At 62.8% G+C, this 13,753-nt stretch carries 13 protein-coding genes, 1 tRNA gene and 1 pseudogene; 7 read left to right on the top strand and 8 right to left on the bottom strand.

Annotation, left to right across the window (positions count from 1 at the left end; all coding sequences use genetic code 11):
* Positions 1 to 32: 32 nt before the first annotated feature.
* The 3 genes from HWV67_RS00660 to HWV67_RS00650 all read right to left on the bottom strand — a co-directional run bounded on the left by HWV67_RS00660 (position 33) and on the right by HWV67_RS00650 (position 6,627).
* Positions 33 to 4,577: an NEL-type E3 ubiquitin ligase domain-containing protein gene (locus HWV67_RS00660; protein ID WP_175649502.1), complete on the bottom strand. Its 4,545-nt coding sequence runs from the start codon at positions 4,575 to 4,577 to the stop codon at positions 33 to 35.
* A gap of 105 nt (positions 4,578 to 4,682) precedes the next feature.
* The gene (locus HWV67_RS00655; RefSeq protein WP_175650940.1) at positions 4,683 to 5,672 is read right to left on the bottom strand and encodes an AraC family transcriptional regulator; all 990 of its coding nucleotides are present in this window, start codon (positions 5,670 to 5,672) and stop codon (positions 4,683 to 4,685) included.
* A gap of 91 nt (positions 5,673 to 5,763) precedes the next feature.
* Positions 5,764 to 6,627, bottom strand: a complete 864-nt coding sequence (locus tag HWV67_RS00650; protein WP_175649501.1) for a LysR substrate-binding domain-containing protein — start codon at positions 6,625 to 6,627, stop codon at positions 5,764 to 5,766.
* A 109-nt stretch (positions 6,628 to 6,736) separates the two neighbouring features.
* Between HWV67_RS00650 and HWV67_RS00645 the strand changes: the two genes are divergently transcribed.
* Positions 6,737 to 7,843, top strand: coding sequence for a 2-aminoethylphosphonate--pyruvate transaminase (locus tag HWV67_RS00645; RefSeq protein ID WP_175649500.1), 1,107 nt, complete (start codon positions 6,737 to 6,739; stop codon positions 7,841 to 7,843).
* Positions 7,844 to 7,892: 49 nt separating this feature from the next.
* Positions 7,893 to 8,720, top strand: coding sequence for a phosphonoacetaldehyde hydrolase (phnX, locus tag HWV67_RS00640; protein WP_175649499.1), 828 nt, complete (start codon positions 7,893 to 7,895; stop codon positions 8,718 to 8,720).
* Positions 8,721 to 8,757: 37 nt separating this feature from the next.
* Here phnX and HWV67_RS00635 read toward each other — a convergent pair whose 3' ends face one another.
* Positions 8,758 to 9,312 (bottom strand): NADPH-dependent FMN reductase, encoded by a 555-nt coding sequence (locus HWV67_RS00635; protein WP_110972640.1) that lies wholly within the window; start codon positions 9,310 to 9,312, stop codon positions 8,758 to 8,760.
* Positions 9,313 to 9,462: 150 nt separating this feature from the next.
* On the opposite strand from HWV67_RS00635, the gene HWV67_RS00630 reads away from it, so the two are divergent.
* Complete coding sequence (locus HWV67_RS00630; protein WP_110972641.1) at positions 9,463 to 9,681, top strand: hypothetical protein; 219 nt, start codon at positions 9,463 to 9,465, stop codon at positions 9,679 to 9,681.
* Positions 9,682 to 9,815: 134 nt separating this feature from the next.
* Here HWV67_RS00630 and HWV67_RS00625 read toward each other — a convergent pair.
* Positions 9,816 to 9,892 (bottom strand) — tRNA-Val (locus HWV67_RS00625).
* A 386-nt stretch (positions 9,893 to 10,278) separates the two neighbouring features.
* Here HWV67_RS00625 and HWV67_RS00620 point away from each other — a divergent pair.
* The 4 genes and pseudogenes from HWV67_RS00620 (at position 10,279) to HWV67_RS00605 (ending at position 12,531) form a co-directional block, all read left to right on the top strand.
* On the top strand, positions 10,279 to 10,596 hold the full coding sequence (locus tag HWV67_RS00620) for a DUF4258 domain-containing protein (protein WP_175649498.1): 318 nt from the start codon (positions 10,279 to 10,281) through the stop codon (positions 10,594 to 10,596).
* A 1-nt stretch (position 10,597) separates the two neighbouring features.
* Positions 10,598 to 11,026: a helix-turn-helix domain-containing protein gene (locus HWV67_RS00615; RefSeq protein WP_175649497.1), complete on the top strand. Its 429-nt coding sequence runs from the start codon at positions 10,598 to 10,600 to the stop codon at positions 11,024 to 11,026.
* A 504-nt stretch (positions 11,027 to 11,530) separates the two neighbouring features.
* Complete coding sequence (locus HWV67_RS00610) at positions 11,531 to 11,848, top strand: hypothetical protein (protein ID WP_175649496.1); 318 nt, start codon at positions 11,531 to 11,533, stop codon at positions 11,846 to 11,848.
* Between the two features lie 17 nt (positions 11,849 to 11,865).
* Positions 11,866 to 12,531, top strand: a pseudogene (locus HWV67_RS00605) (SOS response-associated peptidase).
* Here the strand turns inward: HWV67_RS00605 and HWV67_RS00600 are convergent.
* From HWV67_RS00600 to HWV67_RS00590, 3 genes are read right to left on the bottom strand one after another with little or no spacing between them, the layout of a single operon-like run.
* Complete coding sequence (locus HWV67_RS00600) at positions 12,525 to 12,731, bottom strand: hypothetical protein (protein ID WP_175649495.1); 207 nt, start codon at positions 12,729 to 12,731, stop codon at positions 12,525 to 12,527. The pseudogene HWV67_RS00605 and the gene HWV67_RS00600 overlap by 7 nt on opposite strands.
* Positions 12,732 to 12,748: 17 nt before the next feature.
* Positions 12,749 to 13,219: a DUF2514 domain-containing protein gene (locus HWV67_RS00595; protein WP_175650939.1), complete on the bottom strand. Its 471-nt coding sequence runs from the start codon at positions 13,217 to 13,219 to the stop codon at positions 12,749 to 12,751.
* A gap of 29 nt (positions 13,220 to 13,248) precedes the next feature.
* On the bottom strand, positions 13,249 to 13,743 hold the full coding sequence (locus tag HWV67_RS00590) for a glycoside hydrolase family 24 protein (RefSeq protein ID WP_175649494.1): 495 nt from the start codon (positions 13,741 to 13,743) through the stop codon (positions 13,249 to 13,251).
* Positions 13,744 to 13,753 lie beyond the last annotated feature (10 nt).

The raw sequence follows: 13,753 nt of genomic DNA, 5'->3' as shown, positions 1-13,753 counted from the left end.
GTGTCGATGCCCATGCCCCCCCGCAGGGAACCTCAAACCAGCGTGTCCTGCCTCATCGCCTCCGTCGTCAAGCGCAACGCCAGATCCTCGAACGCCTCACGACGCTCGGTGGCGAGGCTATTCATCCGCGTAAGGTATTCACCCTCGGGAAGACTACTCTGCAGCGCACCGAGCTCATCCAGACGATGCCAGAACCGGTCCTCAAGCTCAGCGAACGCAGCCTGATGCTGCTCACGCAGGTGTTCCACCCAGTAATCGCGGCTGGCAATAAACCGCGCCAGCTCATCGCTCTGCTCGTCGGCACGCACGACGCGCACCGCCTCACGCAGGTCTTGCTGCGTCACCCCGGCAATCTGGCTGAAATCCATATGGCTCGGCTGCCCCGGCAACTCCAGCTCCCGCGCCAGCCCGGTGCGATAGGCCAGACTCACCTCCACCTCATCCACACCAAGCCCCTGGCCGTAACGTTCCTCGATCACCTGACGAGCGTGCAGTTCGAGCCGCTCCAGGCGAAACAACCGCCGGCAAAACCGCAGCAACACGCTGTGCGGCAGCCCCCAGTTGGTCTGGATGCGAGCCTGGTGAAGCAGGAATCGAACCTCCAGCACACTGAAGTTCGACTCGACACTGTCGGCGCACGTCGTCGGCCCCGCCGCCAGACTGAACAAGGTTTCCCGCAGCTCGGTACTCTCCACGCAGCCATTCAACATGCGCCACACCCGCACCCGCAGATCGACCCCCGCCAGGCGAAACTCGGCCGTTGTCAGCAAACGCCCCAGTAGCGTAAAGAAGTCGCCGGACCGGGGCTCGGCCTGCAGGCGATCCCAACGCTCACTGCGCTCAACCAGTACCTCGCCGTGAGCATCGTCGAGCCAGCGTTCGCGCAGTAACTCGCCCGACAGCGGTATCTCCTCGGTCATATCCCAGAGCCGCGCGCGTATCGCCGGCGACAGCGGATTGCCCTGCAACAGCAAGGCACTGCGCACATGCTGTGGCGACTCGAAATAGCCAATCGGCAACGACTCCAGCTCGTTGCCCCGCAGGTCGACGAACTCCACGAACGGCAGACTCAGCACCCCCGGCGGCAGGCTGCGCAAACGCGTCTGACGCAGACCCAGACGCTGCAGGCGAGGCAAGCGGCGCACGTCCGGTGCCACGTCCAGCGGGTTATGGTCGAGCGTGAGCGCCTCCAGATGGCTCAACGACGAGAGGATGTTCTGACCCAGGCTGCTGATGCGGATCAGGTTGCTCTCCAGGATCAGGTGACGCAGCTCCAGCATGTTGCCCACAGCCTGGGGAATATCGGTGAGGGCGTTACCGCTCAAATCGAGCCAGCGCAGGCGGGTGAAGCTTTGCAAGAACCCGCTGATGCGCTGCGACTGCTGCGCGTCAGGCAGGGTCAACTCGACCACATGGGAAAAATCGATGTCCGCCGACAACTCCGGGAAATCACCTGTCGCCACATAACCGAGGTTCAGGCGATAACCCAGCAGCGTGCCGTCATTGCCGTGTATCGGCGCAGTCTGGCGACTCCAGCAACGGCGTATTTCCTCGACCACCCGGCGACGGCCGTTGGCCTGCGCGGTGGTGGCCTGTAGTTGCCAGCGGTACAGGGTTTCCTCGAGGTGCTGGAAGGATCGCTGGTAACGCAACAATTCGCTCATCGGGTCATCGTGCTCCGCGCCGATGCCCTCGAGAAAGCTGGCCACCTCGTCCTCATCGAAACCTGGAAACAATGAGCGGACCATGCTGGTCAAGGTGGTCCGGCCCAACGCCCCGCGGCCACTCAGCGGATAGCCCAGTCGACCATCGGCCGTGCGGCGCAGGGGATTGAACGTGCCTGGACGGCTGGCCATACCGATCAGCACGGGCAAACGCTGACGGTCGGCGATCGCGCGATCGAGCAGCAATTGCCGCAGCCGCTCATCGGCCTGCTCCCCTTCCAGATCGAGAGTTTTACGGTTGGCCGGGCCAAGCCCCTCCAGGATGGCGTGAAACAGATTGCCCGGTTCCGCCTGGTAGCCAACCGGGTCCAGTTCGCCGACCACGTCGAACTGCGCCCCGGCACGCAGCAGGATTCGCACCTGCCGGGTGCCGGACAGTGGCAACAGTCGTTCAATCACCCGGCCGTGCGCCGAGCCGTCGCGCAACTCGAAACTGAAGCCCTCAGGCCAGCCGGGCAGATTACGCAACAAGCCGAAGGCCAGGCGCACACTGAGGTCGGGGCAGACGTTGCGCAGACACAAGCCCTGCAGCGCATGGCTGATGCGTACCTCGCTCAACGCCAGACGCGCCTGCTCGGCCATGGCCAGGGGAATTCGCCCGTGCTCGTCGATGGACCGTAGTGCACTTGCCGGCGCCTCGCCGATCAAGGCGCGGATATGCGCGATGGGCAGTCCGGGGAAATCGCGCTGCAGCAACGCGCCTCGGCTATCGAGCCGCGACGACTGCCGGGCACTGGTGTTATCGAACAGCAGCGCCCGCAACGACGACGAACCCGATTGCAAGGCAGCGCGCTCCTCCGCCGGCAACGCCAGCGGACGGTTCAGCAGTGCCCGCGCAAAACCATACAGCTCAGGGTCCAGGGACGCCGTCGACTGCCCCTGTTGCAGTTGCGCAAAGAAACGATCGACCCGCGCATCCAGGGCAAACTGCTCAAGCGTGTGCCGCAAGGTCGCTGGCACCGGGCGCCGCTCCACCAGCAGGCCACGCAGCATCGCCTCATCGCCCCCGGCCACGGCGACCGCCCGCTCACACGCGGTATCGCTCAAGCCTTCGCTGTCCGGAACCAGACGCCGCAGCAGGTTGGCCGTGCCCTGCCATTGCAGAGGATGTTCGCCAGGCAACCACCAGGCACCGTGGCCGTTGCCGCTCAATGTGGGTGTGTAACCTTCCGCCCGGGTCGGATGCAGGATCAGCCAGCGACCGCTGCGCGGGTCCTGGCTGACTTCGAATACCCGGTCGCCCTGCCGCCACCACTGACGGCCTTGCTTGCGGATCAGGCCATCGGCTTGGGGCAGGTGCGGGAGCGGCAGCGACAGCAGCGGCAGGGCGTATGCGGACAGGTCCGCGAGCCACAGGCGCAGCGAGCCGTCGGCGCGCAGCACAGGTAACAGCCGCTCAATGAATTCACTGCGCTGCAAGGTCCGCACTACCGTGATCGCGGCCACCGAGCCGACCGTCGTCAGCACCAGATTACGGACCACCCCCAGCAAGTGATCGAGCGCTTCTTCGTGCTGTCCCCGATGCCACTCCTGCACCCCCTCATACACGGTGTCGAGCATGTCCCAGACCAGGCTCACCATCATCAGCTCGCCAACCACCGGCAGGAACGACGCCGCCAGCATGAGCACCGACAGGCCCGCCGACTCCAGCGCTTTCAGGCGTTGATGGTAGACCTCCAGGTCAGCCGCAGCGGTCGGTACCACCAAGGCGGCGGCATCGGCTTTGAGCAGGCTGATCCGGCGCTGCACCAGGCTGGAGAACACCACGTCCTGAGCCGCCAACCCGACCACCTCCAGTTGTGGCTGAGGGGTTTTCAACCGCGACGACAGCTTGATGATGAAACCCAGCCGATCATCCTGCGGCAGCAGGTGGGTGAAACGGTCGCGGTAGCTGCTGTTCTTGAGGTCGTTGCCCAGGTCAGCAGCCAGTGCACTCCACGACGGGTATTGGCGCAGCGGCTGGCGCGGATCATTGGGCCAATAAAACACCACCTGACCTTTCGACGCGCCGGCCTGTTCACCCACGGCGCCCGGCAGGCACTGCTCACGGGCCTCGAAGATCAGGATGCCTGGCACGGTAACGCCCAGCACCTCCAGGAAGCGGCAGCGCACGGGCACCTGCCCGGGGTCTTCACTGGCATCGGCAGAGGTCAGTTTCAGCAACCCCAGCATGACCTGCTCATCGATCTGGCCCCTGAGGCTGGCGCTGTGGACCTGCGCGGCCAAGGTGCAGCGCATGTCTTCAGTCAGCAGGTGCGACACCTGACGCAGCGCCTGGTTGTCAGCCGGCTGCAGCAGGGTGTTGAGATGCTGCTGGTACTGGCTGCCCAGGTCCAGGCGGCGACAGAGTGCGGCCAGTCGCTCCGGGGCCAGGTCCAGCATCTTGCCCCCCTGGACGATACCCGCGCCCGGGTAGTAGCTGCTGGCCTGGGTCTGGGCGCCGGTAAAGTTCTGCAGCACGCGATGGAGCAGGCTGCTGTCCCGGGAATAGAGCCTGAACGTGGGCAGGTCGACGTCGGTCACCGGAAACTGCGGGTGCGTGACCCGCAAGCCGACATCGCGCCACAGCGCCTGACGAAAATCCACGGCAACACCGACCTCACGGGCCAGCGCGCTCTGCAGCAAGGGGATGACGAAATCCTCGACGGGCTGTATCGACTCCAGCAACTGCGCCACCCGCCCTTGCAGGACCTGATGGGCAGCAAGGCTGGCATGCAACTGATCGAGCCTGTCCACAGAAGCAGACTTGAGCCACTGCGGGGCCTGGGCGGCGATGAAGCGGTCAATCGCCGAGTTGTCGTCCAGCGCCTTTGGGGCAACCGGATCGGCGGAAAGCGGGGATGAAGGTGACATGGGTCCGGCTCCTCAAATGAGAGCCGGCAGCCTATGAATCCGTTCCGCCCGCCATCAGCGGGAAACAGCACCCGGCGGTGCAACGCGTCCTCCTAGGCAAACGCCTCAGCCGCTGGCCAACACCAGACTGCGGTAGTGGCCCGGATTGCTTCCCGACCATTTGCGAAAGGCCTTGTAGAACGAACTGGTGTCGGCAAAACCCAGGCGCTCGGCGATCTCGGCGAAGCTGATGTCGGCCTGCGCCAGCCAGCCGATCGCCAGCTCCTTGCGCACGCTGTCCTTCAGCGCCTGGTAGGTCTGGCCTTCGTCTGCCAGGCGCCGGCGCAGGGTCGAGGCGGAGATGCACAGGCGCTGGGCCAGGGCTTCGGTTTCCGGCCAGTCGGCGGCGGGCAGCCGACGCAGATCGTCCTTGATCCGCCGCGCCAGGCTCGCCGGGTCGCGGTACTTGACCAGGATATTGCCCGGCGCCTCGGCCAGAAAACGCTGCAGTTCCTCGGCGCTGCGGCGCACCGGCAGGTCCAGGCAATCGGCGGCGAAGATCATCCGCGTACGCGGGCGATCGAATTGCAGGTTCTGGGAAAACATCACCCGGTAGTCATCGCAGAAATCCGGCTCGGCGCAGCGCAATTCGATGGCCAGAATCGGAATGCGCCGTCCGGCCAGCCAGCACGCCACGCCGTGAACAATCATCCAGAACGTGAAGTAGGTGAAGGGGCGGCGCGGGTCCTGGTGCGGCTCGCCGATGACGATCTCGGCAACGCTCTGCTGGCGCACCAGCACCGGGTGCAGGTGTTCGAACATCAGCGTGAGGAATTCCAGCGCCGAGGCCAGCGCCGCGCCCACCGTGGGCTGGGCCATGCATGAGCGGCAGAGAAAGGCCATGCTGCCGCTGCGCAGACCGCGCGGGTCCATGCAGAAGAACTCGTCGTTGCAACGCCGCGCCAGCAAGCGCCAGAGCTGCGCATAGGCGCTGGCCGGAACGCGGGCGTCGGCCAGCGCGAGGTGGGTCGGGTCGATACCGACACGGCCCAGCACCTCGGCGGTGGCCGCGCCGGGGGGGCAACTCTGCAACAGTGCTTCGCGCACCAGTTGCATGGAGATGGTGTCTTTCTCCGTTTTCAACGCTGTTTCGCCTTGAGTCTTGTTTGACCGGCATCTTAGGCCGGCACGCGGAAAAAACCAGTGTTCAGTCCTGGCCGGCCAGTTCGAGAAACGCGCGGATCAGACGCAACTCCCGACGCCGCTCCAGGCAGCCGAGCATGTGCTGGTTGACCAGCCCGGCGCCCTCGATCGGCCGCGCCACCACCCGTGGGTCATGGCTCAACTCCGCCGAGGAGACGATGCCGATCCCCAGGTGCGCCGCCACCGCCTCAGTCACCGCCTCGCGACTGTCCAGTTCCAGCAGCACGCGCGGCTGCACACCGGCTTCGGCGCAAGCCTGGTCGAAGGTGCGCCGGGTGATCGAACTGGGCTCGCGCAGGACCATGATCTGCCGGTCCAGCTCGGCCAGCGGCAGCTCATGTTGGCTGTCGGCCCAGGGATGTGCGGCCGGCAGCAAGGCGCAGATCCGCGACGCCGACAGGCTTTGCAGGTGCACGCCCTTGCGCGGCTCGACCTCGGTCAGCACCGCCACGTCGGCGTGTTCCGAAAGCAGCGCGGCGAGGGTTTCCTGGGCATTGCCCAGACGCAGGTTGACGGTGATGCCCGGGTAACGCTCGCGCAGCAGCGCCAGCATCGGCATGACCCGGTGCGGCCCGTCGGCGGCGACTTCCAGGCGCCCGGTGAGCAACTGCCGGTTGGCTTCGAGCATGGCCTGGGCTTCTTCGGCGAGGCTGAACAGGGCGCGGGTGATGGCCGCCAGACGAATGCCCTCCTCGGTCAGTTCGACCCGCCGCGCGGTGCGGCGCAACAGGGTGATCTGGTAGTGCTCTTCCAGCGCCTTGACGTGGCCGGTGACCGCCGGCTGGCTGATGAACAGGCGGCTGGCGGCGCGGGTGAAGCTGCCTTCGCGGGCGACGGCATCGAAGGCACGGAGCTGGAACAGGTTCATATCTATCGGCCTGACTTATGGCTGGCATAACGACAAACAATTTGATTGATGACGCGCCGGATTGCAACGTAGCGCCCATAGATTCTGCCCACCGCCAGCGAGAACCCACATGTCCGACGCCCCTGTCCTGCTGACCCCCGGCCCCCTGACCACCTCGGCGCGCACCCGCCAGGCCATGATGATGGACTGGGGTTCCTGGGACCGCGATTTCAACCAGTTGACCGCCAGCCTCTGCGAGCAGTTGCTGACCATCCTCAACGGCCACGCCAGCCACCACTGTGTGCCGCTGCAAGGCTCCGGCACCTTCGCCGTGGAAGCGGCGATCGGCACCCTGGTGCCCCGCGACGGCAAGGTGCTGGTGCTGATCAACGGCGCTTACGGCCAGCGCCTCGCTAAGATCTGCAAAGTGCTGGGCCGCGCGTACAGCACCTTCCAGACCGCCGAGGACGAGCCGACCACCGCCGCCGACGTCGACCGCCTGCTACGCGAAGACCCCAGCATCAGCCATGTCGCGCTGATCCACTGCGAAACCAGCACCGGCATCCTCAACCCGCTGGCGGAGATCGCCCAGGTCGTCGCCCGCCACGGCAAGCAGTTGATCATCGACGCCATGAGTTCTTTCGGTGCGCTGCCGATCGACGCCGCGCAGGTGCCGTTCACCGCCCTGATCGCCGCCTCGGGCAAATGCCTGGAAGGCGTGCCGGGCATGGGCTTCGTCTTCGCCGAGAAAACCGCCCTCGCCGCCGCCGAAGGCAACAGCCCTTCCCTGGCGATGGACCTGCACGACCAGCACGCCTACCTGAGCAAGACCGGCCAATGGCGCTTCACCCCGCCGACCCATGTGGTCGCCGCGTTGCACGAAGCGCTGCTGCAATACAACGAGGAAGGCGGCCTGCCCGCGCGTCACCAGCGCTACGCCGACAATTGCGCCGCATTGCTCGACGGCATGGCGAAACTGGGCCTGCGCAGCTTCCTGCCGCCAGCGATCCAGGCGCCGATCATCGTCACTTTCCACGCACCGCGCGACAGCCGCTACCAGTTCAAGGACTTCTACGAACGGGTCAAGGCCAAGGGTTTCATCCTCTACCCCGGCAAGCTGACCGAGGTCGAGACCTTCCGCGTCGGCTGCATCGGCTGCGTTGGGCCGGACGGCATGCGCGCCGCCGTGGACGCCGTGGCTGAAGTGCTGCGGGAAATGGAAGTCATGGACATCTGATTCATCACCCTTACCGAATTTGCCGCTTGAACGATCAAGGAATCCCGCAATGAACTACAGCAACCCGAAACGCCTGCAAGCAGCGATCCTCGACTGGGCCGGCACCGTGGTGGACTTCGGCTCCTTCGCGCCGACGCAGATCTTCGTCGAGGCCTTTGCCGAATTCGACGTCGAGGTGTCCATCGAAGAAGCCCGCGGGCCAATGGGCATGGGCAAGTGGGACCACATCCGCACCCTGTGCGACCAACCGCAGATCGCCGAGCGTTACCGCAAGGTGTTCGGCCGCGTGCCGAGCGACGACGATGTGACTGCCCTCTACAACCGTTTCATGCCGCTGCAAATTGAAAAGATCGGCGTGCACTCGGCGCTGATCCCCGGCGCTCTGGACACCATCGGCCAATTGCGTGCGGACGGGCTGAAGATCGGCTCCTGCTCGGGCTACCCGAAAGTGGTGATGGACAAGGTGGTGGAGCTTGCGGCGCAGAATGGTTACGTCGCCGACCACGTGGTGGCTACCGACGAAACGCCCAATGGCCGCCCGTGGCCGGCCCAGGCGTTGGCCAACGTGATCGCGCTGGGCATCGATGATGTCGCGGCATGCGTGAAGGTGGACGACACCGTGCCGGGCATCCTCGAAGGTCGCCGTGCCGGGATGTGGACAGTGGCGCTGGTGTGTTCGGGCAACGCCCTGGGCCTGACCTATGAGGGTTACAAGGCGCTGGACGCGGAAACGCTGGCCAGCGAGCGCCAGCGGATCAATGCACTGTTCGAGGGCTCACGCCCGCACTACCTGATCGACACCCTCAACGAGTTGCCGGCGGTGGTGGCGGATATCAACCGCCGGCTGGCGGCGGGGGAAATGCCGCAGTCGGTTTAAGCCAATGCAATTCGGGGCTGCGTTGCGGCCCCTGACATCAACCCTGATGCCGTGCCACCCACTTGGCGAAACTGTCGATAAAGCCCTGCAAAAACGGCCGCGCCTTCTCCGACAACTTGCCCTGCTCATCGAACAGGGTCGCCGCGCCGCCGATATACGCCTCTGGCTGCTGCATGCACGGCACATCGAGGAACACCAGCGACTGGCGCAAGTGATGGTTGGCGCCAAAGCCCCCCACCGCCCCCGGCGAAACACTCACCACCGCGCCCGGCTTGCCGCTGAAGGCGCTCTGTCCGTAAGGACGCGACCCCACGTCAATGGCATTTTTCAGCGCACCCGGTACCGAACGGTTGTACTCCGGGGTGACGAACAGCAGCGCATTGCTGCTCTTGATCTGCTCGCGGAACGCCTTGTAGGCTGCGGGTGGATCGGTGTCGATGTCTTCGTTGTAGAGCGGCAGGTCGCCGATTTCGACGATTCTCAACGTAAGGTTCGACGGCGCCAGTTCACCAAGCGCCTGGGCGACCTTGCGATTCAGAGACGCCTTGCGCAGACTGCCAACCAGCACAGCAACCGTATAAACCTGGCTCATGACCACTTCCACCTGTACGAATAAAGGGAATTGGTAGTTATAGATGATGAGCTCTGCCTGTGAGGTTTTTTTCCTGGCGCACAAAACTTCCCCCTGCGCGCCATGGTCTATGGCCCACAGATATTATTTTTTTCAGAGGTCGCAAGCAAAATGACAGCAGTACTGGTCGGGCAATTCCATGCGCGGGACGCTGAAGGGCGCATCTATCCCGTGCATGAGTTTCAGGAAGCTACCCTCCAGGCCGATGGAAGTGCCGCCTCATTGCCGGTGACCACCTACCGCCTCGCCATCGGCGACCGGGTCAATCATCTGGGTGATGACCGTTTCGAGCTGGTGCAGAGCGGCGTGGAGATTATCCGGATTCCCTGACATAACCCGATACGGCCTGGGAATCCGGGCCGTTGCGGGATTAAGTAAGGTGCGGCTTTTGTCGGGCACAAACGAAAAGGGCGACCCTTGCGGATCGCCCTTTTCGTTTAACCGCCAACAGGAGCGGTAAAGTTTGGTAGGCACAATTGGACTCGAACCAACGACCCCCACCATGTCAAGGTGGTGCTCTAACCAACTGAGCTATGTGCCTGCTGTGGGGCGGCATTCTACGCAATCGGCTGAATGTGTCAACACCGAGTTACGGGAAATCTGCAAAAAAAATCAGCGACTTTCAAATCCGTCGAATCAAACTTTGAAACCAAAAAAAGAACGCCGCCTCGGGAGGAGTCGAGTTTACTGAGGCCGTCGTCGCCACGGCGAACAACCGTGGGAATGAGAAGGTACGCGTTGCTGGGCTTGAGGAAAGGCCGCACCGCGTTGCTTTTTCGACCCGAGGGTTCGGGAGGGCCGCCTGTCTGGTGGCGACGGGCTGAGAGCGGCGGTTTTTGTAGAAACCGCTGACTTTCATTCAACGGTCAGTTGACTGGACAAGGTTGCGCATTAAGATGACGCGACCTATAAAATTTATAGGTTTATATGAAGAGCAGTCAGGCTTTATGGACGAAGCAGCAGCTCGAGGAACTTGTCCATGTGTTGGCCAAGGATTCATCCAGGGTCATTTTCACCGAGCACTGCCTGCAGCGAATGGGGCAACGCGGAGTCTCGACGATTGAGGTTTTACGGTGCCTGCAGCGTGGAAGCATCGTCCGCGGGCCGAGCTATAGCGCAGAGCACAAGAGCTTTGAGTTCCGCATGAGCGAGCCCGCACCTCGGAATGTCGTGTGTATTGTTGCGGCCGTGGAGCCCGTCGTCGCTCCGGGTCAGCTCTTTGCCATCACCGTATGGGAGATATGAAATGTACGAATACACAGGTTGCGGCCTGGATGGCATCTACCTGAAAAATGGCTACAAATCCGTGAGCAACGCTTATGGAGACGGTGTAGTCATCGAGAATCTGGAAGGGTTGCATCGCGCAATCGCCGGAGACATTCTTTGCCAGAAAACCCCTATGTCGGGTCACCAACTCCGCTTCTTGAGGAAAGAGCAGGACCTGGTCCAGGAAGAGCTTGCCGCACTTCTTCGCGTCGATGTCCAGACGGTTGCCAACTGGGAAAAGAAAGGCGTTGAGGCTGTTCCAGGCCCAGCGGACATCGCGGTTCGGGCCTACTACTGCGCCTACGCGCACGCTCAGTTCGGCAGAATCATTGTTGAGCCGAATACCAAGGCAGATGAGTCGGCCGTGTTTGAGTTCAGGAATCATGAATGGACCGAGATGGCCGCATAAAAAGGGCGCCCTTGTAGGAGCGAGCTTGTCGGGGCGCCGAACCGTCGCGAAGGGCCTCAAGAGGTTTAACTGACTGGCTAGCAGCGCTTTACAATTTTCCCAAAAACAAAAAAGGCGACCCTTTCGGATCGCCTTTTCTGATTTACCGCCAACAGGAGCGGTGATGTTTGGTAGGCACAATTGGACTCGAACCAACGACCCCCACCATGTCAAGGTGGGCGGTACATGCACCATAACCAACTGATTCAAAAAGACATTTACCACTGATCCGACAACAAAAAAACGACCTTATCCGCCTATAAGAATCAATAAGTTACGGTGCGGTTTTGCAAATTCAAAGTGGATCAGTGCCGCCCCCACAAGGGTGCTTCAGTACCCTTTCTCCCCTCCTCCGGCGTTCTGCCGACCAGAAATCCAATCACAATCGCTACACCTCGTCGCCTCACGCTGGCTCAGATCACTTGCTCGAAATACTGTATGCATATACAGATATCGAGCAGCACAATGAACGACGAATACGACATCGACACTACCGGCTTCGAGCTGGGCATACCGACCCATATTGAAATGCTCGAGCAGCAATGCTTGCTCATGCAGTCCGAATATGAACTGGTCGCCGACCTACTGGCCAAGGCCCAGGCCGACATCAGGCGCTTGGTGCGCATACTCGATGAGGCTGAGCGGCGCCGTGACCTCGCAATCAAAGTTCGCGACCAAGCCGAGTATGTGCTGACTGACTTCCGCGCTGAGAACGCGCGCCTTGAAAAAAGGATCGAGGAGCAGCAGCGGGAGATTAGGAGCTTGAAGCGCAAGCTATGCTGATTCCGGAGGTGTTCATCATGTGCGGAAGACTTACGCAGTATCGAGGCATACACGATTTCGTGGATGCTCTCAGCATGCCCGGCGCCTGGCAGAACAACGCGGGCGAGCAAGCGCTTGAGCGGTACAACGTCGCGCCAACGACCAACGTGGCGGTACTTCGCATGGATGATGATGGGCTGCGGGCGGACCTGGTCCGCTGGGGATGGCGCCCGCACTGGGCCACAGATCGAGCAGCGCCTATCAATGCCAGGGTCGAGAAGGTGGCACACGGGGCGTTCTTCCGTGCGATTTGGCCGCATCGAGCAGTGACACCGATCGATGGGTGGTATGAGTGGGTCGATGAGGGTGGACCGAAGAAGCAGCCCTACTACATTCGCAGGAGGGATGGGCAGCCATCGCTCTGCGCAAGTATCGGCCAGTTCGCCAGCGGCGAGCACGACGGCTTCGTAATCATCACGGCAGATGCTGCAGGTGGGATGGTCGACGTGCACGACCGCCGGCCGGTAGTGCTATCTCCGGAGCTTGCCCAGGAATGGATTTCACCAAGCACATCGAAAGAAGGTGCCGAGCAGTTGGCCCTCAGCCTCGGAGAACAGCCGGAAGTGTTCTAGTGGTACCGGGTTGGCCTGGCGGTCGGGAATGTCCGCAATCAAGGGTCAGGCCTAATTCTGCCGATTCAATGAGTGATTGAACCGATCTTGCCGATCACTCCGACCTGGAAGTCCCTAAGCTCCCTCATCAGCGCCTCGGCAATCGCTCGAAGGCGATCGACCTCGTCATCTGTCAAAGACGAGTCGCGAGCCTCGTGGTACCGGCGAACAGCATCCATCGCCTGCCTCATCAGAGGCTCGCCCTCTTTCAGCATCTCAGCCAGTCCGACCATGACACCCAACTCCCAGATCAATCCATCAGGGCAGTATAGGCAGCTTCGCAGGCTTGTCCGGCTATTCGGGCTGCGTCATAAGCTTTCGCCAGCTCTCCCGCTCTCGCGTCAGCCCGGCTGAGCAGGTCGGAGAGCACCATTGCGGCGCGGGTTGCTGCCGCGCTTCTGGCGCCAGCGGCGGGATCCGGGGCGGGGCAACTGAAGGCTGCGGCGAACCGGCCGGCGTCGTCGTGCAGCCGCTGGCCAGCAGCATCAGCGCCAGCAGCATCGGCATCAGCAACCCTCTGTTCTTTCTGTGCATCTTCCCTCACCTTCTGTTGTGCCGCCTGGCGGCGTTGTTCTTCTTCCCGTGCTTCGGCTTGGGCGACGCCCACGGCTTCGCTGTCAGCCCGATCACGCTCGGCCCAGCGCACTTCCCAGCCAAATCGCTCGACGCTGCGGCCGTGCTGATAGACGGCCCAATACGAACCCAGCACCAGCAGCAACATCACTGCAGCGCCGGCCGTGCGGCCGGAGATCACGCCAACCTCCCGCCGGCGGCAATGTAGTGCGCCAGCAGATCATCGAGTTTGTGCTCCCGCTGCCCGTAGCCGGCACCCGGCAAGCTCGCCCAGATGTTCGCGCATTTGGTGATGGCTGCCGCGATACGGCCGGCATGCACGTCTGCCGAGGCCCCTCGCTCCTTGATGAGCTGCAGCGCCAGCTTGTCCTGGCTGACGGGCCCGAAGTCGGGCAGCTTCAGCAGGTCGCGGTAATGTGGCCAGAAGCGCTGCAACTGCTGGTACCGGCCTGCTGCAGTGGACTTCAACCCTTTGGAGTTGACGGTGATCAGGATTGCGGGATGAGTGCCGTAACTCTTGAACGTGTTCGGGCTGTTTATCCCGCCAACGATCACGTCGTAGCCATCGTCACGGGTGTGCTTGCTGATCGACGTCCCCTCCGACCAGGCAAGCATGTCGAGAAAGGCGAGCGCATTCTTGCTGCCCGCCAGCGAATCAGAAATTCGAGCCATGGGTTTTCTC

The organism is Pseudomonas sp. Marseille-P9899, assembly GCF_903166565.1.
Taxonomy (GTDB): Bacteria; Pseudomonadota; Gammaproteobacteria; order Pseudomonadales; family Pseudomonadaceae; genus Aquipseudomonas; species Aquipseudomonas huaxiensis.
Note: the sequence above shows the minus strand (reverse complement) of the source record. Positions and strands in the feature narration are given on the sequence as shown.